The following is an 18,440-nucleotide window of genomic DNA, read 5'->3' on the forward strand; positions in this document are numbered from 1 at the left end:
ACGGTATCGCGTACTACGACCCGGAGGTGCCGGGCAACGAGCGCCCCTTCGAGGTGAACTTCTTCTCCCTGGTGAGGAACCTGACGATGACGGGCTTCTACACGAGCAAGATCGGGATAGAGGAGATCGGTTACAAGGGGAACCAGCCCAATGTGTGGGACGGGGTTCCCCAGGACGTCCTGGACCAACACGGGGTGGCCTACGACGAGGAATGGCTGGCCAAATGTGTGGACCAGAGCCAACGAGGGGTCATCGCAGAATGGGACGATCAGGGTAATTTGTTGACCTAGAAAAAAATAGCTTCATGAAATTTGGAAAGCCCACATCGCATTCAAGATGTGGGCTTTTTAATGGATAGAATCATCAGAACCTCTTTTGAATTGATTTGTGTTTGTCCGATTATTGTTCAACGCAATTATTATCTTAAAATGTTTTAAATATCAATATAAATGAACGTAGTCAGCTATAGTCCCCAAAAACCTTTCGATTCATTTTTTAGGGAATGCTACTACATCCATATAAACAAGGAAAAGGCAAATCGCCGCATTCCAGTTATCGATGATTGCTGTTATGATTTTGTGTTTTTCAAAGAAACCAAAGGTGTTTTTCATTTCGGCCCTGATCATAATTGTACCTCTATTGACAGTAGTATTTTTACCATTCATGATGTTGCGCCGCCATACCGAATTGAGGCAGCTGACTCACTGACTTTTTTCACCATCAAATTACAGCCATGGGCAAACGCTTATTTCTTCTCAACATTGAAAAACTCCGGAGTAGTAGATATAAGTCATCTCGATGCAAATTTGATTTCGCTTCATGAACAAGTTTTCAGAACAAATGAAGTGACCGAAAAATTCTCTTTGGCAGAGGAATTCATGACTCAGAACACGATGGAACCAACTCCCTCCATGGCGTTGGTTCGCGACATTTGTGAATATATCTATGCTAAACAGGGTAAAGTTACCGTGAATGAGTTAAGCCATCAATTTGAGCGTTCCAGGCAATACTTGGGTAAAACCTTTAAAAAAGAAGTGATGTACAGTCTTAAGAGATTCATCGTTACCGTACGAATATTGGACTTGGTCAAATTCAAGGCTAAAAACCCGGATATTTCACTCACGGAGCTCAGCTATGACTATGGTTATTTTGACCAACCTCATTTCATCAATGACTTTAAAAAGATTTGTGGGGTCGCACCTCAACAGTTTTTCAATAATCTGCCAGAGTTTTTAATGCGCCATCAATAGGGTTTCCATTTTTACAATTAAATTACCGTAGGTTGTAGGTTCTTTGCATAAAAGGAAAACATGAGGTATTTTTTGTTCATTTTTGGAATGATGGTGTTCGTGGCCTGTGGTCAAAATTCAATCCAAAAGGAAAAAACGGTTTCAACTAAGTTAGCGTATGTCCGTGATTCACTGGATACCTATTTCACTAAGTTAACGGAATTACGAAAGTTCAACGGAGTAGTGCTGGCATATAAGAATGATACACTTTTGCTGGATAAGGCGTATAATTTGAGCGCGCAACCCAATAACATGGCCTATGTGACCACAAATCATCAGTTTGATATCCATTCCGTTTCCAAATTGATGGCCTATTATTTGGTTGCCCAATTGGAGTTGGAAGGAAAGCTTTCCATTGATCAGACCTTGGATACTTATTTTGATGGTTTTTCCAAAGGGAACGAGATAACCTTGAAAATGCTCTTGGAACATAAGTCTGGTCTGCCCAGGGAATTGATTGGTTTTGAGGGTGAGGAATACCTACTGACATCTGATGAAATACTGGAATTGTCCAAAGAACAAAAACTATTGTTTCAACCTGGGACGGATGTGCAATATTCCAATGTTGGGTATGAAATATTGTACTGTATAGTGTCTAAAATATATGGAAAATCATTCTCTCAATGTGTGGTCGACGAAATTTTTGAACCGTTGGGAATGGATTCTAGCGGAGCTCACTTTTTTGTTGAAAAAAATCGAGTGAAACTGATGGCGCAGAATCATGTGTTTAAAGATGATGCTTTGGAACCGGTTGATAATATACAGAAAGATGAATTCCGAAGCGCACGTCTTTTTTCAACGGCCAAGGACCTCAAAAAATTTATGGATCACATCAAGCAGGAACCATACGCTTCATTTTTGATGGATAAATATGGAGTTATTGCAAAAGATGGTGGTTCCAAAGGTATCCGGGCTCAGGTGTACAGTGATTTAGAAAACCATTTTGATTTTGTATTGCTCGCTAATTATGATGGAATGCCCTTTTTTGATACCATTGATGATATGGTCAAATTGATGAAGTCAGAACCTGTAGATTACCCGAAAGAAATTAACAGAGTCGCCATTCAGGTTGATGAAGAAGTGCTCCAAGAGTACACAGGAGCTTATACTTTTGCCGATTTTGACGGGTTGGTTTTGGAGATTAAAATTGAGGGTGACCATTTGATTGTTTTACAGGAAGATGAAAAAGTAGGAGAGTTGAAGGCAGAAAGCCTTACGGTATTTTTTGAAGATCCCAAGTCGGCCGAGTCCTTTGAGTTCATTCTAAACGAATCTGGTACCTACGATGCCTTAATGGGTTGGAAGGGTATTATTGTTGAAGGTAAAAGGAAGTAAAAAGGGAATTACTTGTTCAATTCACTATAGGGCACAAAAAGAATATTGTATTTTTTGGCGTAGGTGTAGGTAAATTGAGCCCCAAAGAATAAAATCATGCAGGAATAAGAAACCCATAATAGAACCAACACAATGGCACCAGCAGCGCCATAGGTAGAGCCGGGGTTGGCCTCTCCAAAATAAAGGCCCAAGAGAAATTTACCTATCACAAATAAAATGGCAGTAATAAAGGCCCCGAACCAAACTGCTCGCCATTTGATCTTGGCATCGGGCAGGAATTTGAACATAAGAGCGAACATTACGGTGATTATACCTAAAGATGACATGATGTCCACCAAGTATGCAAGGTATACAGCAGCTTCCGAAATGAAACTTTTAAGATAATCGTTAAGGGCCGTAATGGCGGCGGTTAAGATAAAACTGATCAGTAATAAAAATCCGATTACCAGAATAAAGGCAAAACTCTTGGCCCGCTCCGAAACCAATTTCCAAAAGTTGAATCCGGGAGAGCCAGAAATACGCCATATCTCGTTCAGGGATATTTTCAGTTGGTAAAATACTCCAGTGGCACCAAAAAGTAAGGTCGAGATACCAATAATTGTGGAGATTAAATTTTTATCCTTGTTTTGGGTGTCCTCAATAATTTCCTGAATCGTCTCGGCCGCGTTCGGTCCCAAAGCAATGGCAAACTCCTTGGTCAATCTGCCTTCAACGATGTCCACGCCCCAAATGGCACCTACCACATTGATGATGATTACCAACAGGGCGGGTAAGGACAGTACGGCATAGTAAGCGACCACTGCGCTCAGACGCCATGGGTTGGCTTTGCTCCAAGCTTTAAAAGTGTCCGCAAAGAGATGCGGGAAATCCTTCAACTTAAAACGCTTGGCGTATGTATATCCTTCTTTCAAACGATAAAATTAGATGGTACAAAAGCTATTAAGGAATGAATTTAATCGTTCTTGGAACCAAGAATTGCTCGAAAAGCAATAATTGTTGACTGAATAGAAACAAAAAACCCTATAAACATTGTGTTTACAGGGTTTTTCTGTACTCGAGGCGGGACTTGAACCCGCACGGGCAAAATGCCCACAGGATTTTAAGTCCGGCGTGTCTACCAATTCCACCACTCGAGCGGGACTTGTATCTAAAAAAAAACTCCACCCGTGGTGACTGAGCGGAGTCGAAGTTGAGCGAAAAACGGGATTCGAACCCGCGACCTCCACCTTGGCAAGGTGATGCTCTACCAACTGAGCTATTTTCGCATTTTAAAGAACGCTGCACTTTTTCCAAGCGCGGATGCAAATTTATAATATTTCTATTAAAATAAAAGAATTTTTTTAGGAAGATGCCTTTTTCTTTTTTCCCAACAATCGCTTGATCTCGTTTAATTTCATCAAAGCTTCCACAGGTGTCAGTGTATCAATGTCCAAATGCAAAATTTCCTCCTTGATCTCTTCGAGCAAAGGGTCGTCCAAATTGAAAAAACTCAATTGCATTTCGTTCTGGGAAGCCTGAAGTTTGTCGCTCACCTCTTCACTTGAGTGGGATTTTTCAAGCTTTTTCAAGATTTTGTTCGCTTTTTGAATCACCTGTTGCGGCATTCCGGCCATTTTTGCCACATGGATTCCGAAACTATGTTCACTTCCACCGGGAACCAATTTCCGCAAGAAAAGCACATTGTCCTCCAATTCCTTTATCGAAACATTAAAGTTTTTGATGCGCGAAAACGTATTGGTCATGTCGTTGAGCTCGTGGTAGTGCGTAGCGAACAAGGTCTTTGCCTTGGCCGGGTGTTCGTGAAGGTATTCTGAAATGGCCCAGGCAATCGATATCCCATCATACGTACTAGTTCCGCGTCCAATTTCGTCCAAAAGTACGAGACTGCGCTCCGAAAGGTTGTTGAGGATGGAGGCCGTCTCGTTCATTTCCACCATAAAGGTAGATTCGCCCATCGAAATGTTGTCACTGGCCCCGACCCGTGTGAATATTTTGTCCACAACACCCAAATTGGCTTCTGTTGCAGGTACAAAACTGCCCATCTGTGCCAATAGAACAATGAGCGCCGTTTGTCGCAACAAGGCCGACTTACCGCTCATATTGGGTCCGGTAATCATAATGATTTGTTGCTCTTCCCGGTCCAAGAACACATCATTGGTCACATAGGCATCACCAATCGGCAACTGCTTTTCGATAACCGGGTGCCTTCCTTCCTTTATATCGATATTGGTGGAATCGTTGATTACAGGTTCCACATAGTTGTTTTCTTTCGCCAGTTGGGCAAATCCGCAAAGGCAGTCCAATTGCGCAATCAAGTGTGCATTGAGCTGTACGGGGCTGATGTATTCCTGCATCCAGACGAGCAACTGTTCAAAAAGTTGCTGTTCCAATTGAAAAATGCGTTCCTCGGCACCCAAAATCTTGGATTCGTACTCTTTTAGTTCCTCGGTAATGTATCGCTCGGCATTGACCAAGGTCTGCTTGCGTATCCAGCTTTCGGGAACCTTGTCCTTGTGTGTGTTCCGGACCTCAATGTAGTAACCGAACACATTGTTGGAAGCTATTTTTAAGGAGGTTATGCCTGTTTCTTTGGTCTCTCGTTCCAACATTTTGTCCAAATAATCCTTGCCGGAAAATGCCAGCCCTCGAAGTTCATCCAGTTCATCGGAATAGCCCTCTGCAATGGTGTTGCCTTTGGCAATGTTCACCGGAGCTTCCTCATTGAGGACTTCTTTTATTTTGGAACGGAGTGCATCACAATCGTTTAGGCGCCCGCCGATATTTTTTAGGGAGTCATTGGTGCTGTTTTGGGCCAATTGCTTGATGGGTACGACGGCCTCCAACGAATTTTTAAGTTGAACTACTTCTTTGGGGTTGATTTTGCCCGTGGCCAATTTGGAAATCAATCGTTCCAAGTCGCCCATCTGTTTGATGTATCCCTGAATCTTGTTCAGCTGTTCCCCTTCATCTTTTAAATGGGATACCACCTGATGCCTTTGTTGGATTTTTTCCACATTTTTCAGTGGAAGTGCCAGCCATCTTTTCAGCAAACGTCCGCCCATGGGTGAAATGGTCTTGTCGATAATATCCAACAAGGTTACCGCATTTTGGTGAGAGGAATGGTAAAGTTCCAGGTTTCTGATGGTGAAACGGTCCATCCAAACATATTCCTCCTCGGCGATACGCTGTATTTTGTTGATGTGCTGCAATCGGCTATGCTGAGTTTCCGACAGGTAGTGCAGCACGGCGCCCGAAGCAATGATGCCATGGGAGAGGTGTTCTATGCCAAAACCCTTTAGGTTTTTTGTGCCAAAATGATGGTTCATGCTCTCTTGGGCATAGTCTTCCTGAAAAATCCAATCCTCTAAAAAGAAACTGTGGAACTGATTGCCAAAGCGCTCCACAAAATCCTTTCGGTGGCTTTTGGAGACCAGGACTTCGTTCGGTGAAAAATTTTGGAGCAATTTGTCCACTTGTTCTGTTGACCCTTCGGAGGTCAAATATTCCCCTGTGGAAATATCCAAAAAGGACACTCCCAATTTGTTGCGTCCAAAATGTACGGCACACAAAAAGTTGTTGCTCTTGGCGGAAAGTATGTCATCGTTTAGGGCAACGCCTGGGGTTACCAGTTCGGTTACGCCTCGTTTTACAATGCTTTTGGTCTGCTTAGGGTCTTCCAACTGGTCGCAAATGGCCACGCGTTGCCCCGCCTTCACCAATTTGGGCAAATAGGTGTTCAACGAATGGTGCGGAAACCCGGCCAACTCCGTCTTATCGCCCCCATTGTTCCTGTGGGTAAGGATAATACCCAATATTTTGGCGGCCTTCACCGCATCTTCTCCAAAGGTCTCATAAAAGTCCCCTACGCGGAACAGCAACAAAGCATCAGGATGTTTTACCTTGATGGCATTGTACTGTTGCATTAACGGGGTTACTTTCTTGTTCTTTTTATTGGCTGCCAAAGCGATTTAATTCTGTTACTTTTGCCCAAAATTGGGATGGAAACGAATATATTGTTTTCACCGGCCATCAAAAATTTTTGTTGATATTTTTACCCCAATGTTTAAAAAATGAACCGAAAACTTGAAAATAGCGAGCTAGACCGATTGGATGTGGACAGTTTTAAGGGAGCTGAAAAATCGCCTATCATCATCATTTTGGACAATGTCCGCAGTTTGAACAATATTGGATCTGTATTCCGGACTGCTGATGCTTTTCTGATTCAGAAAATCTATTTGTGCGGTATCACGGCCACTCCTCCGCATAAGGATATCCGTAAAACGGCTTTGGGAGCTACCGAAAGTGTGGATTGGGAATACCGAAAAGATACTTTGGAATTGGTTGAGGAATTAAAAGCTGAAGGAGTAGAGGTAGCGTCGGTGGAACAGGCAGAAAATGCCGTTATGTTGAATGACTATCAAGTGGATTCAGAGAAAACCGTGGCATTGATATTTGGAAATGAGGTGAAGGGAGTTTCACAAGATGTGGTTTCTGCGAGCGATACGGTTTTGGAGATTCCACAGTTTGGGACCAAACATTCCTTGAATATATCGGTAAGTGCGGGCGTAGTGGTCTGGGATATTTGGTGCAAACAAAATGCTCAAAAATAAAAATGGCCCTGAAAAACAGGGCCGTATATAAAGTCTGAGTTAGTTAGTTTCTCTTTTAGAGGGTGCTAATAAAATAAAACCATTCGTTATATCCAAACATTTTCCAAAAATTCTCTTAAATGTTTAACAAAAGTATGTTGTCTTCCAGCTTTTGTAGAATGAATTCATAATCCTCTGGATTGTTCACAAAATCCAGCTCGCCCATATCCAAGATAATGCTATTTTGACCGGGATTGCTCTTGATGAAATCCAAATAACCGCGGTTGATTTTTTCCAGATAAACAGGGTCTATATTCTGTTCATAGTCGCGCCCACGTTTTTTAATATTGGCAAGCAACCGTTCGGTATTTTGATACAGATAGAGATAGATTTCGGGTTTTCTTACCTCTCTGTACATAAAATTAAAGACCTTTCGGTATAGATTGTACTCCTCATTCTGCAAGGTAACCTTGGCAAAAATCAAAGATTTAAAGATGTCGTAATCGCTCACCATGAAGTTCTTGAAGAGGTCAAACTGCGAAGTGTCATCCATAAATTGTTGGTATCTGTCCGCTAGAAAAGACATTTCTAAAGGAAATGCATAGCGTGCTTGATCTTCATAAAATTTGGGTAGGAAGGGGTTGTCTGCAAAACGTTCCAATACTAATTTGGCATTAAAATCCTCGGAGATCATTTTGGAGAGCGTAGTTTTCCCTGCTCCTATGTTTCCTTCAATGGCAATAAGCTGCAACTGGGAAAACAATCCCGGCCTGTCTTTAAAGAGTTTATACTTGGTTTTTGTAAGCCTGCTCTTGTCCCTGCACTCCTGTAAAAGATTGCGCGTATCCTTGTAAAGCACGGGATGGTAAAACTGCGGAGCAATATCGCTCAAGGGCTTTAAAACAAAGTTTCGGTGCTGCATCTGAGGATGGGGGACTACTAGGTCGTCGGAGTTTATGGCTTCCGTACCATAATATATAATGTCAATGTCCAACGTTCTGGAGCTATGTCCCAATGCTGACCTAACTCTTCCGAAATCTTTCTCGATTTGCAAAAGAACTTCAAGCAGTTCCTTAGGATTTAACGGGGTTAATAGGGAAAGGGCGATATTTAGGAAATCGTCCCCTTCAAATCCCATGGCCGGATTTTCATAGACCGAGGAAATATCCAAGATTTTTCCCGCTTTCTGCTGAATACGGAAAATAGCTTTTTGGAGGTTCGCATAGCGATTTCCCAAATTACTGCCCAATGATAGATAAACCTTTTGTTTTATGACCATAATCGAAGAAACAAAGTAAACAAAACAATACTACATTGGTTATATTTGATGCGTATTAAATTTGACTGAATGAAGTTTTTAAGAAACCTGTTGGCCTCGATATTAGGGAGCTTGGTGGCATTTATGATCATTGTTGGGATGTTCTTCATATTTATGGCCCTTGTTGGGAGTATGGATGATAGTGTAGTGGTAAAAAAGAACAGTGTGCTGGAGCTCAGTTTTGTAGCTCCTGTTTTGGACTATACGGGTAAGGATGATAACGACCCTTTTGCAGCACTATGGGTGGAAGAACTCGGTTTGGACGAGATTCTACATTCCATAGCGGTAGCCAAGAATGATGATAATATTGAAGGAATAAGCCTGACCACCGGGTTTTTGCAGGCAGGAATATCCCAGACCCGGGAAATACGCAAGGCCCTTATCAATTTTAAATCGAGCGGAAAATTTGTAATGGCACACTCCGATGTGTATGCTCAACGCGATTATTACCTTGCCAGCGCAGCCGATGAGGTTTACATTAACCCCGTTGGTGTTCTTGACTTTAAGGGATTGGCTACCGAAGTGCTTTTTTACAAGGGACTTCAGGAGAAAACCGGCATCAAAATGGAGGTCATCCGTCATGGAAAGTACAAAAGTGCGGTAGAGCCTTTTCTTTCCGATACCATGAGCGATGAAAACCGTACCCAGATAAAGGAATTGATCACATCGATTTGGAGTGTTATTGTGGATGATATTTCGGAATCAAGAAATATTACTCCCCAAAACCTAAATATTATTGCGGACACTCTTGGTGGAAGAACCCCCGAATATGCGGTTGCTTCAGGTTTGTTGGACGGAGCATTGCATTATGATCAATACGAAGACCTTCTCAAAGAAAAAATCGGAGTGGCCGAAGACGAAGAATTGAACTATGTAGGCCTTATGGACTATATGCAAAAGGCTAAGCTTAAAAAAATCAATAAAGGTTCCGATGATATTGCTGTAATCTATGCACAGGGGGAAATCTTGATTGGCGAAGGGGGAAAGAATTACATCGGGGAAAAATTGATAGTGGATGCGCTGCATAAGGCGATAGATAACAAAAATGTAAAAGCTATTGTACTTCGAGTGGACTCTCCGGGCGGAAGTGCACTGGTCTCGGATATTATTTGGAGAGAAATGCAATTGGCAAAAAAAGAAAAGCCATTAGTAGTTTCCTTTGGAAATGTAGCTGCATCAGGGGGTTATTATATCGGAGTGGGCGGTGATATGATTTTTGCAGAACCTACTACCATAACAGGTTCTATCGGAGTTTTTGGTACAATTCCCAACGTGCACGAACTTGCAGAGAGTATGGGGGTGAACGCAGAACAGGTCGGAACCAACAAAAACTCGGTGGACTATTCCTTTTTTGAGCCGATGACCGATACTTTCCGCAATGTAATGCAAGAAAGCATCGAAGAAACTTACGATACATTTCTGGATCGCGTATCCAAAGGCCGTAACATGTCGGTTGAACGGGTCAATGAAATTGCCCAGGGCAGGGTCTGGAGCGGGGTCGATGCACATGCACTTGGTTTGGTGGATGAGCTCGGCAACTTGGAAGATGCTATAATAGCTGCAGCCGATATGGCGGGATTGGAAGAGTATGGTGTTAAAAAATACCCGCGTTACAAATCCGGTTTTGAACAATTTATGGAGGATTATGGCTCAGTAAAGACTAAAATTGGCGAATCCATCATTCAAGAGGAAATAGGCACTGAAGCTTACAAAATTTTAAAAGAGTTCAAGCAGTTCACCAAACAAGAAGGGGTCCAGGCAAAGATGCCTTTCAGTTTGAACATTAAATAATCAGCCGTGTTGATCCATATATGACGCAAAAGGACAAAAAGCAAGCATTTTCCATATATCTGTACCTTGGGGCGTTGTTCATTACCTCATTGGTGGTATCCAACCTTATATTCCAAAAGTTTTTCTCTTGGAGTCCTTTTGGCGATGTTACGGTATTTGGAGCGCCACTTTTTGAACTTTCGGTTGGAATACTCCCTTATCCCATCACTTTTTTGATTACCGATCTGGTCTCTGAGATTTATGGGCAGAGGAAGGCAAACCAAATAGTTACCGCAGGTATTTTTGCTTCGTTTTTTTCGATGGGCATTATTTTGTTGGCCAACTATTCCAATGCCATCCCTAGTTCTCCTGTGGATGACGCAACCTTTACCACCGTATTCGGATTGTCGCCATTGGGCGTATTGGCATCCATGCTGGCCTACTTGGGCGCGCAGTACATCGATATCACCATCTATCATTTTTGGAAAAGAGTGACCAATGGTAGAATGCTCTGGCTCAGGAACAATTTTTCCACATTTTCCTCTCAATTCATAGATACCTTTACCGTGGTCGGGCTCTTGTGCATTTTTGGGGTCTTGCCATGGGATAAATTTTATGGATTGCTGATCAGTGGCGTGATTTTTAAAATAATGATTGCCCTCCTCGACACCCCTTTGCTCTATTTTTTCGTATATCTAATGCGAAAAAGATTTAACTTAAAAATAGGAGAGGAAATTTCTTTGGATTGATGCTTCTCCTTTAATTTGTTGTAAAACACCGAAGTATGAAGAAAAAAGTCCTAAAAATTACTGGAATAACCCTACTTATCCTACTCGCGATTATTATTGCGGTCCCATTATTTCTTCAAGGTAAAATTGAAGAAATCATCAAAACAAAAGTCAACAACAGCATCAATGCTACGTTGGATTTTGAAGATGCCGATTTGAGCCTTCTCAAAAGTTTTCCATATGCAAATGTTGGACTTACCAATCTGTCGTTGGTGAACAAAGCCCCTTTTGAAGGCGACACGCTGTTTGCGTCTTCCGAAATTGAGCTATCCATGTCCATCAAGGAACTGTTCAAGTCTGCCGATGAGCCGATCGTGATCAATACCTTAAATATTGATGGTGCCAAATTGCACATCAAAGCGGACGAGGAAGGCAATGCCAACTATGATATAGCCAAGGAGTCCAACGAACCCGCTTCCACATCATCGGAAGAATCGAGCAGCAACTTTACGTTGAATATGGATTCCTATGCCATTACCAATTCAAATATTACCTACGAGGATTTGGCTAGCGGCATGAAATTGGACATTTCCGAGATGAACCACTCTGGTACCGGCGATCTTTCCCTGGAAAAATCTGAGTTAAAGACTTTGACGGATGCCCTGGTATCCTTTGAAATGGACAGCACGCAATACTTGAACAGGAACAAGATCAATTTGGATGCCTTGATCGGAATCGACCTTACGGAAAACAAATACACCTTTTTGGAGAACAAGGCGCTCGTGAACCAATTGCCCTTGGTGTTCGATGGTTTTGTGAAGGTAAACGAAGACAATCAAGAAGTGGATATTACCTTTAAAACCCCATCTTCGGATTTTAAGAACTTTTTGGCGGTGATTCCCGAGGCCTATGCGGCCAATATCGAAAATGTACAGACCACTGGAAACTTTGAAGTGAACGGGGAGTTTAAGGGAATAGTGGACGAGGAGCACATTCCAACCTTCAAAATTGCCATCAACTCGGAAAACGCTTCCTTCAAATATCCCGATTTGCCCAAATCGGTGCGCAATGTGTATATCGATACCGAAATCAACAACGAAACCGGTATCACGGAAGACACTTATGTGAACATCAACAGGCTATCTTTTCTTATTGACGAGGATAAATTTAACCTGAACGCCAAAATACGGGAGCTTATGGGCAATACCAAAGTAAATGCCCATATGGACGGGAGGATAAATTTGGCCAACATTTCCCAAGCTTATCCCATGCCGGAAAATTACAATCTCAAAGGTATCCTGAATGCTGATGTGACCACGGCCTTTGACATGGCTTCCTTGGAGAAAAAACAATATCAGAATACCAAGACCAATGGAAAGGCATCGGTGTCAGGGTTTGAATATGCCTCGGAAGAGCTCAAAAATCCCGTTGTGATCAATACCGCAGCGGTGACCTTCAACCCAAATACGGTGACCTTGGATGCGTTCCAAGGAAAAACGGGAAGTACCGATTTTGATGCAAAGGGAACCTTGACCAATTTGTTGGGATTCATGTTCAATGATGAGAACATCGAAGGCAATTTTACCCTCAGTTCCGACCAACTTGCCTTGAACGATTTTATGGTCGAGGAAACCGAAGAATCTGAAAATAAGGAATCAAATGAAGAAACTGGCTCTACCACTTCGGGTGAGGAGCGCATCAAAATACCTTCGTTCTTGGATTGTACCATTGATGCTTCGGCCAATACAGTCGTCTATGATAACCTCAATCTTAAAAACGTTAAGGGAACATTGGTGATCAGGGATGAAACCGCTACCGTGAAGAACCTTACATCCAATTTGTTCGGAGGAACATTGGGCTTGAACGGTTCGGTATCCACCAAGCAAGAAGCTTCCACTTTTGATATAAATCTTGGAATGAACAATTTCAATATTGGGGAATCGTTTGCGGGGCTGGAACTTTTCAAGGTATTGACACCACTTGCAACCGCTATTCAAGGAAAGCTCAATTCCGATATTAAAATATCGGGCAACCTAAAAGACGATTTTACGCCGAACTTGGCCACGATTTCGGGTAACCTTTTGGCAGAACTTCTAAATCCAACGGTAAATACAGAAAAGGCTCCCTTGGTTTCTGCATTGGATAGCAAACTCAGTTTTTTAAATACCAAGGAAATCAATTTGGATGGATTAAAAACGGCGTTGACGTTTGAAAATGGTACGGTAAAAGTGAAGCCTTTTACCTTAAATTATAAGGATATTGCCATCAATGTGGATGGAAGCCACTCTTTTGATAAACAACTGAATTATTCGGCAACCCTGAATGTTCCTGCCAAATATTTGGGCACAGAGGTCACTAAGCTGATCTCACAATTGAACGATGATAGTGTAGGGGAGGTTACGATTCCGGTGACAGCGAATATTGGCGGAAACTTTACAAATCCTTCGGTAAGCACAGACCTTACTTTGGGAGTAAAGACATTGACCTCGAAATTGGTGGAGATGCAAAAGCAAAAGCTGGTGAACCAAGGCAAGGACAAGGTCAAGGATTTGTTGTCCGATGCATTTAAAAAAGATGGGGCAGATACTACAACTACCAAATCTGATGGAGTGAAGGAAGCCATTGGTAATATATTGGGCACAAAAAAGGATACAGCTACAACCGATAGTGTGAAACCCAAAAAAGAGGATGAGGTGAAAGAAGCGGCCAAATCCATTTTGGGAGGACTGCTCAAGAAGAAGAAAAAAGATACTGTGAATTAAAAAAAAAGGCGGTTTCACCGCCTTTCTTTATGGTTCAATTTCTGCTTCCAGCAGTTTTAAGATGTTGTCCAAACCTTCCATTAAAACAATATAATGATCCGTTGTGGACTGGCTCGTAATGATAAAGAGCAAAATATTGTTCTCAAAATCCACAGATTTTAAGGCCGATAAATTGCTGATGGGCTCCTTTTGTTTTTGGATGCCCAATTGTGCGGACATTCCTGTATTTTCCAATATGGTCCTAATGCTGTGGCCCTCGGTTCTGAACCATTCCACAATATTGGTCCTTTGTTCGCCAAGAAATTTTTCTTGGTTGGCAATGTCATCAATGGTGGCGACCCAATTGGTAAGCCGTATGCGCAACGTGTCGTTTGTAATGTCCTTAAGGCTGCCCGAGTTGATCATTTCGAACAAGAGCGAATTGTTGGGATTGAAGAAAATATCGGAAGCAAAGGCATCGATGAACAATTTGGACAACTGTTTTTCCGGTGGATTTTCTTCCTGGTCCATTAAGTGTACAATGTCCTTGGCAGCTTCATAGCTTGCCCGGTTCACCCTCATCAGTTCCTGTAATTTTATTTTACTCGTCTGGAATTCATCCTTCAACCCCATCAGATAAATCTGCTCTTTCTCTTTTTTTATGCTGAGTTCGTTGGCATTGTCAATGGCAAGTGCAATCAGAATGCCGATAACGACCAATACAATCTCACCAACGGCATAGAGAAGGTAATTGCTGATTTTTTTCTCCGCTATGAACTGCTTTCGAATATTTCTAAAAAACTTTAGCATGTCAGGAGCTTTTTCTTTTTTTCGTCCATTTGTAGATGGCTTCTATCAAAAAACAAAAGGCAATAATAGATACTGCCGTAATGACGCCGATTTTGTTACTGGAATATTGTTGTTGGAGTAGCACGACCACAGCAATGGCACATAAAATACAACCGATGAGGGGTATTGCCTTTTTGCCTTTGGTATCGGCGGATAACTTAAAGCCCACATAATTTACAATTGTAAAAATGAGCAAGAAACCCACGCTCCCTGCTGTTGATATGCTCTCCAGTTTTAGCGTATTGGTTAGGGTCAATGTTAAAATTGCGGTTATAAGGAGACCGACGGGTTGGTTCCATAATTGATAGGTGAATTGATGCGGGAGCTCATCATCCTCCGCAATTTCATAACTTACCCTACTGCCCCCATAAAGTGAGGCATTGATGGCCGAAAAAGTTGAAATAAGGGCCGCGATGGTGATTATGGTGAAACCGATTTGGCCCAACATAGGCTTGGCGGCCTCGGCCAGAACATAGTCCTCCGCAGTTTTGATTTTATCAAAGGGAAGAGATCCTACGGTGACCACGGCAATGACGATATATAGCAAGACCACAAAAATGATGGATATGTAATAAGCCCTGGCAATGTTTTTCTCTGGATTTTTAATATCGGGAGCTGAGTTGGCTATGAGCTCAAAACCTTCATAGGCTACGAAAATTACCATTCCACCGGTTAAAATCTGCAACGGGGCTTCCCATTTCTCCGGGGACAATTGCTCCAGGTTGGGATTGCCCACCAAACCGTAAGCTCCAATTCCAATAAACCCCAATAGGATCACGAGTTTTATGATCACGGCATAGGATTCAATCTTCCCAACGACCTTTATACTGTAATAGTTGATGATGGAGGCCAATATAATGATGCCGCTCGCATAAATATGGAAATTCATTTCACCGCCCGTAAAAGCAAACAGGTTTGGGGCGTAGGAACCAAAGGCCGAAGCGTACAGAGAGAGCATAATGATGTAACTTACCCAGAGCAGGTTATTGATTCCCCCGCTGAATATGGTTTCACCAAAACACTGGTTGATGAATTTTACGGTACCGCCCCTATCCGCAAATTTATTTGAAAGTTTTACATAGCTGTACGAGGTGATGAGGGCCAACATACCGGCAAAAAGGAAGGCTAAGGGCGTTCCTCCCCTTGAAAGTGAAACGGCCAGTCCCAAAACGGCAAAAATACCTCCTCCTACCATACCGCCAACACCGATGGAGATGGCGTCCCTAAGTCCTATTTTATCGCTCATTTTGAATTTGGTTCAGGAAAAGGACGGTAGTCCTTACTTTTGGTTTTATTTGAAATCAATGCCTACAAAGTAACCTTCACTTCCCCGCACATTGAAAACGGTGTTGTCTTCAAAAATAAGGTATTGTCCTTTTATTCCTTTTAAGACCCCTTTATAGCTTGGTGTTTTGTCCAGATTAAGGCTATTCACCTTGTCCGGATATTGTAGGACGGGGAATTCCAAGTGGGTCTCTTCCCTATCATTCAAAAAATAATCGATGGCTTCATCGGGAATGCTTGCTTTTAGTTTGTTGCGCCATTCCACCAAGTCTACGTCCTCAATATCATTTTGGAGCATTTTCCTCCAACTGGTTTTATCGCTGACAAAATCTTTTAATGCCACTTCCGTAATACCTGCCAAATATCGGTTGGGCACCTCCACAATCTCTATGGCCTCATGTGCCCCTTGATCTATCCAACGGGTAGGAACCTGCGATTTTCTGGTAACACCGACTTTAATACTGCTCGAGTTGGCCAAATACACAATGTGGGGTTGTAACTGCATCTTTTTCTCATAATCAAGGTCTCGGTCCTCCTTGTCCAAATGCGCCGTGCTCAGTTCAGGTTTCATGATCCAATCTCCTGCCAGAGGAGTCTCATAAAAGCAAGACTTACAGAATCCCTGTCGATAGATGGGCCTGTCCTCCCCACAGTTCAAACATTGAAATTTGATGAAATCAATCTGAAGTTCCCTGTTCAGCCCTTGGTTCATGTTGATAAAATCGTTCTCGAAAACCAAAAAATACTGGATTGGGTTCCCTATTTCTGTTCGCATCTTTCTTAGGACTCCTTCGTATAACATATTAAAATGAATGTGTTTGTCTTATTTGAAAATGAGTGTTAGAAAAGCTATTTTAGCAGTTGTACTAACCTTAACTTTATTGGTTAAATATACCTAAAATGCCAATACCTTTATTCAATTCCATTGCTTCTTGGTTGTTGAGAAAGCGCTATCACCAAATAGAGCTTTTTTTAAAGTATCCTTTGGATGTTCAAGATGAGGTACTGCGGCAACTGGTGGATTTTTCCCAAGATACCATGATCGGTAAACAATACGGGTTCCAAGACCTTCCAAAGTATGATGAATTTAGGAACAGGGTGCCCATTGTTACCTATGAGGATGTTGCCCCGTTGATAGAGCGTACGCGTAGGGGGGAACAGAATTTATTTTGGCCAACATCCATAAAATGGTTTGCCAAGAGCAGTGGTACCACCAATGCGAAGAGCAAGTTTATCCCGGTAAGTACGGAGGCTTTGGAAGATTGTCATTATAAATCGAGCAAGGATTTATTGTGCCTATACTTGAACAACAACGAAAACTCACAATTGTTTACGGGAAAAAGTTTGAGGTTGGGCGGAAGCAAGGAACTCTATGAGGACAATGGGACATTTTTCGGGGACCTATCTGCAATATTGATTGATAACATGCCCCTTTGGGCCGAATATAGCAGTACCCCCAGCAACAAGGTGTCGTTAATGACCGAATGGGAATCCAAGTTAGAGGCCATTATTGAAGAAAGCATACGGGAGAACGTGACCAGTTTAGCGGGCGTTCCTTCTTGGATGTTGGTTTTATTGAATCAAGTGTTGGAGAAGACCGGGAAAAACCATTTGTTCGAAATCTGGGAGAATCTGGAAGTTTATTTTCACGGGGGAGTGAGTTTTACACCCTATAAAAATCAATATAAAAAATTATTGCCCCGGAAAAAGTTCAACTTTTATGAAACCTACAATGCTTCGGAAGGTTTCTTTGGTATTCAAGATCAAAATAATTCTGATGAGCTGTTGCTAATGTTGGACTATGGTATTTTCTATGAATTTATCCCCATTAGTGTCGATGGAGAAGGGGAGCAGGCCATTCCGTTGTGGGATGTGCAGTTGGGCGTCAACTATGCCATGGTCATCACGACCAATGCTGGATTGTGGCGCTATAAAATTGGAGATACCATTAGGTTTACCTCCAAAAATCCGTATCGAATTAAAATCACGGGACGTACCAAGCATCACATCAACGTTTTTGGTGAAGAATTGATCATTGAAAACGCGGAAGAGGCCTTAAAACAGGTCTGCCTTAAAACAGAAGCGGAAATTATGGACTATACGGCCGCGCCTATTTTTATGACGGATAAGGAAAAAGGTGCCCACGAATGGATCATTGAGTTTAGAAGGCCACCTGCAGATATTGCCTATTTTACCGAAATGTTGGACAATGCCCTGAAATCCTTGAACTCCGACTACGAAGCCAAACGCTATAACAACATTACACTAAAGATGCCCAAGGTGCACGTAGCCAGGGAAAACCTATTCCATAATTGGCTTAAATCCCAGAACAAATTGGGAGGGCAGCATAAGATTCCGAGACTTTCCAATGACCGTAACTGCATCGAAGAGTTACTGCATATGAATGTCCAATAACTTTTCTTGTATAATAAGATTGAACTTTATAATAGAGTTACGAAAACGTTTTCGTAGATTTGGCCCATTCGTCGTGGAAAGGTTTCTTTTGAACAAATAAAAGAGGATTTGCGACGTTTATT

Annotated in this window: 14 protein-coding genes and 2 tRNA genes; 8 read left to right on the forward strand and 8 right to left on the reverse strand. The window is 42.2% G+C overall.

Annotated features, from left to right (window positions below; translation table 11 throughout):
* The 3 genes from K1F36_RS09490 to K1F36_RS09500 all read left to right on the forward strand — a co-directional run.
* On the forward strand, nucleotides 1–290 hold a 290-nt coding region (locus K1F36_RS09490; RefSeq protein WP_220113607.1), incomplete at its 5' end, for a gluconate 2-dehydrogenase subunit 3 family protein.
* Nucleotides 291–449: 159 nt separating this feature from the next.
* Nucleotides 450–1,250, forward strand: coding sequence for a helix-turn-helix transcriptional regulator (locus K1F36_RS09495; RefSeq protein WP_220113608.1), 801 nt, complete (start codon nucleotides 450–452; stop codon nucleotides 1,248–1,250).
* A 60-nt stretch (nucleotides 1,251–1,310) separates the two neighbouring features.
* The gene (locus tag K1F36_RS09500) at nucleotides 1,311–2,624 is read left to right on the forward strand and encodes a serine hydrolase domain-containing protein (RefSeq protein ID WP_220113609.1); all 1,314 of its coding nucleotides are present in this window, start codon (nucleotides 1,311–1,313) and stop codon (nucleotides 2,622–2,624) included.
* Between the two features lie 8 nt (nucleotides 2,625–2,632).
* On the opposite strand, the gene K1F36_RS09505 is transcribed toward K1F36_RS09500, so the two are convergent.
* The 4 genes from K1F36_RS09505 to mutS form a co-directional block, all read right to left on the reverse strand.
* A complete protein-coding gene (locus K1F36_RS09505; protein WP_220113610.1) occupies nucleotides 2,633–3,535 on the reverse strand; it encodes a YihY/virulence factor BrkB family protein in 903 nt (300 codons plus the stop codon).
* A 140-nt stretch (nucleotides 3,536–3,675) separates the two neighbouring features.
* Nucleotides 3,676–3,760, reverse strand: a tRNA-Leu gene (locus K1F36_RS09510).
* Nucleotides 3,761–3,816: 56 nt separating this feature from the next.
* Nucleotides 3,817–3,889: transfer RNA gene (locus K1F36_RS09515), tRNA-Gly, on the reverse strand.
* Nucleotides 3,890–3,964: 75 nt separating this feature from the next.
* Nucleotides 3,965–6,547 carry a DNA mismatch repair protein MutS gene (mutS, locus tag K1F36_RS09520; protein WP_220113743.1) on the reverse strand — a complete coding sequence of 861 codons (2,583 nt, stop codon included), beginning with the start codon at nucleotides 6,545–6,547 and terminating at the stop codon, nucleotides 3,965–3,967.
* A gap of 147 nt (nucleotides 6,548–6,694) precedes the next feature.
* Between mutS and K1F36_RS09525 the strand changes: the two genes are divergently transcribed.
* Complete coding sequence (locus K1F36_RS09525; RefSeq protein ID WP_220113611.1) at nucleotides 6,695–7,234, forward strand: RNA methyltransferase; 540 nt, start codon at nucleotides 6,695–6,697, stop codon at nucleotides 7,232–7,234.
* Nucleotides 7,235–7,349: 115 nt separating this feature from the next.
* Here the strand turns inward: K1F36_RS09525 and folK are convergent, their stop codons facing one another.
* Nucleotides 7,350–8,492: a 2-amino-4-hydroxy-6-hydroxymethyldihydropteridine diphosphokinase gene (gene folK, locus K1F36_RS09530; RefSeq protein ID WP_220113612.1), complete on the reverse strand. Its 1,143-nt coding sequence runs from the start codon at nucleotides 8,490–8,492 to the stop codon at nucleotides 7,350–7,352.
* 69 nt (nucleotides 8,493–8,561) lie between these two features.
* On the opposite strand from folK, the gene sppA reads away from it, so the two are divergent.
* Genes sppA through K1F36_RS09545 form a run of 3 tightly spaced genes read left to right on the forward strand, consistent with a single transcriptional unit; the run spans nucleotide 8,562 to nucleotide 13,791 of the window.
* Nucleotides 8,562–10,322: a signal peptide peptidase SppA gene (gene sppA / locus K1F36_RS09535; protein ID WP_220113613.1), complete on the forward strand. Its 1,761-nt coding sequence runs from the start codon at nucleotides 8,562–8,564 to the stop codon at nucleotides 10,320–10,322.
* Nucleotides 10,323–10,342: 20 nt separating this feature from the next.
* Nucleotides 10,343–11,050, forward strand: a complete 708-nt coding sequence (locus K1F36_RS09540; RefSeq protein ID WP_220113614.1) for a queuosine precursor transporter — start codon at nucleotides 10,343–10,345, stop codon at nucleotides 11,048–11,050.
* A 35-nt stretch (nucleotides 11,051–11,085) separates the two neighbouring features.
* Nucleotides 11,086–13,791, forward strand: coding sequence for an AsmA-like C-terminal region-containing protein (locus K1F36_RS09545; RefSeq protein ID WP_220113615.1), 2,706 nt, complete (start codon nucleotides 11,086–11,088; stop codon nucleotides 13,789–13,791).
* Between the two features lie 27 nt (nucleotides 13,792–13,818).
* Here the strand turns inward: K1F36_RS09545 and K1F36_RS09550 are convergent, their stop codons facing one another.
* From K1F36_RS09550 to K1F36_RS09560, 3 genes are read right to left on the reverse strand one after another with little or no spacing between them, the layout of a single operon-like run.
* Nucleotides 13,819–14,580 carry a DUF6090 family protein gene (locus tag K1F36_RS09550; protein ID WP_220113616.1) on the reverse strand — a complete coding sequence of 254 codons (762 nt, stop codon included), beginning with the start codon at nucleotides 14,578–14,580 and terminating at the stop codon, nucleotides 13,819–13,821.
* 1 nt (nucleotide 14,581) lies between these two features.
* Nucleotides 14,582–15,865, reverse strand: coding sequence for an APC family permease (locus tag K1F36_RS09555; RefSeq protein ID WP_220113617.1), 1,284 nt, complete (start codon nucleotides 15,863–15,865; stop codon nucleotides 14,582–14,584).
* Between the two features lie 45 nt (nucleotides 15,866–15,910).
* Nucleotides 15,911–16,705, reverse strand: a complete 795-nt coding sequence (locus K1F36_RS09560) for a DUF2797 domain-containing protein (protein WP_220113618.1) — start codon at nucleotides 16,703–16,705, stop codon at nucleotides 15,911–15,913.
* A 98-nt stretch (nucleotides 16,706–16,803) separates the two neighbouring features.
* On the opposite strand from K1F36_RS09560, the gene K1F36_RS09565 reads away from it, so the two are divergent.
* Nucleotides 16,804–18,318 carry a GH3 auxin-responsive promoter family protein gene (locus K1F36_RS09565; RefSeq protein WP_220113619.1) on the forward strand — a complete coding sequence of 505 codons (1,515 nt, stop codon included), beginning with the start codon at nucleotides 16,804–16,806 and terminating at the stop codon, nucleotides 18,316–18,318.
* Nucleotides 18,319–18,440: the final 122 nt, after the last annotated feature.

It is taken from the genome of Flagellimonas abyssi, from assembly GCF_019457905.1.
Lineage (GTDB): Bacteria > Bacteroidota > Bacteroidia > Flavobacteriales > Flavobacteriaceae > Flagellimonas > Flagellimonas abyssi.

Excerpts from the sequence above, each read along its gene's own strand:
- K1F36_RS09495 (WP_220113608.1), top strand. The coding sequence starts at position 450 with ATGAACGTAGTCAGCTATAGTCCCCAAAAACCTTTCGATTCATTTTTT.
- K1F36_RS09500 (WP_220113609.1), top strand. The coding sequence starts at position 1,311 with ATGAGGTATTTTTTGTTCATTTTTGGAATGATGGTGTTCGTGGCCTGT.
- mutS (WP_220113743.1), bottom strand. The coding sequence starts at position 6,547 with ATGCAACAGTACAATGCCATCAAGGTAAAACATCCTGATGCTTTGTTG.
- K1F36_RS09525 (WP_220113611.1), top strand. The coding sequence starts at position 6,695 with ATGAACCGAAAACTTGAAAATAGCGAGCTAGACCGATTGGATGTGGAC.
- folK (WP_220113612.1), bottom strand. The coding sequence starts at position 8,492 with ATGGTCATAAAACAAAAGGTTTATCTATCATTGGGCAGTAATTTGGGA.
- sppA (WP_220113613.1), top strand. The coding sequence starts at position 8,562 with ATGAAGTTTTTAAGAAACCTGTTGGCCTCGATATTAGGGAGCTTGGTG.
- K1F36_RS09540 (WP_220113614.1), top strand. The coding sequence starts at position 10,343 with ATGACGCAAAAGGACAAAAAGCAAGCATTTTCCATATATCTGTACCTT.
- K1F36_RS09545 (WP_220113615.1), top strand. The coding sequence starts at position 11,086 with ATGAAGAAAAAAGTCCTAAAAATTACTGGAATAACCCTACTTATCCTA.
- K1F36_RS09550 (WP_220113616.1), bottom strand. The coding sequence starts at position 14,580 with ATGCTAAAGTTTTTTAGAAATATTCGAAAGCAGTTCATAGCGGAGAAA.
- K1F36_RS09555 (WP_220113617.1), bottom strand. The coding sequence starts at position 15,865 with ATGAGCGATAAAATAGGACTTAGGGACGCCATCTCCATCGGTGTTGGC.
- K1F36_RS09560 (WP_220113618.1), bottom strand. The coding sequence starts at position 16,705 with ATGTTATACGAAGGAGTCCTAAGAAAGATGCGAACAGAAATAGGGAAC.
- K1F36_RS09565 (WP_220113619.1), top strand. The coding sequence starts at position 16,804 with ATGCCAATACCTTTATTCAATTCCATTGCTTCTTGGTTGTTGAGAAAG.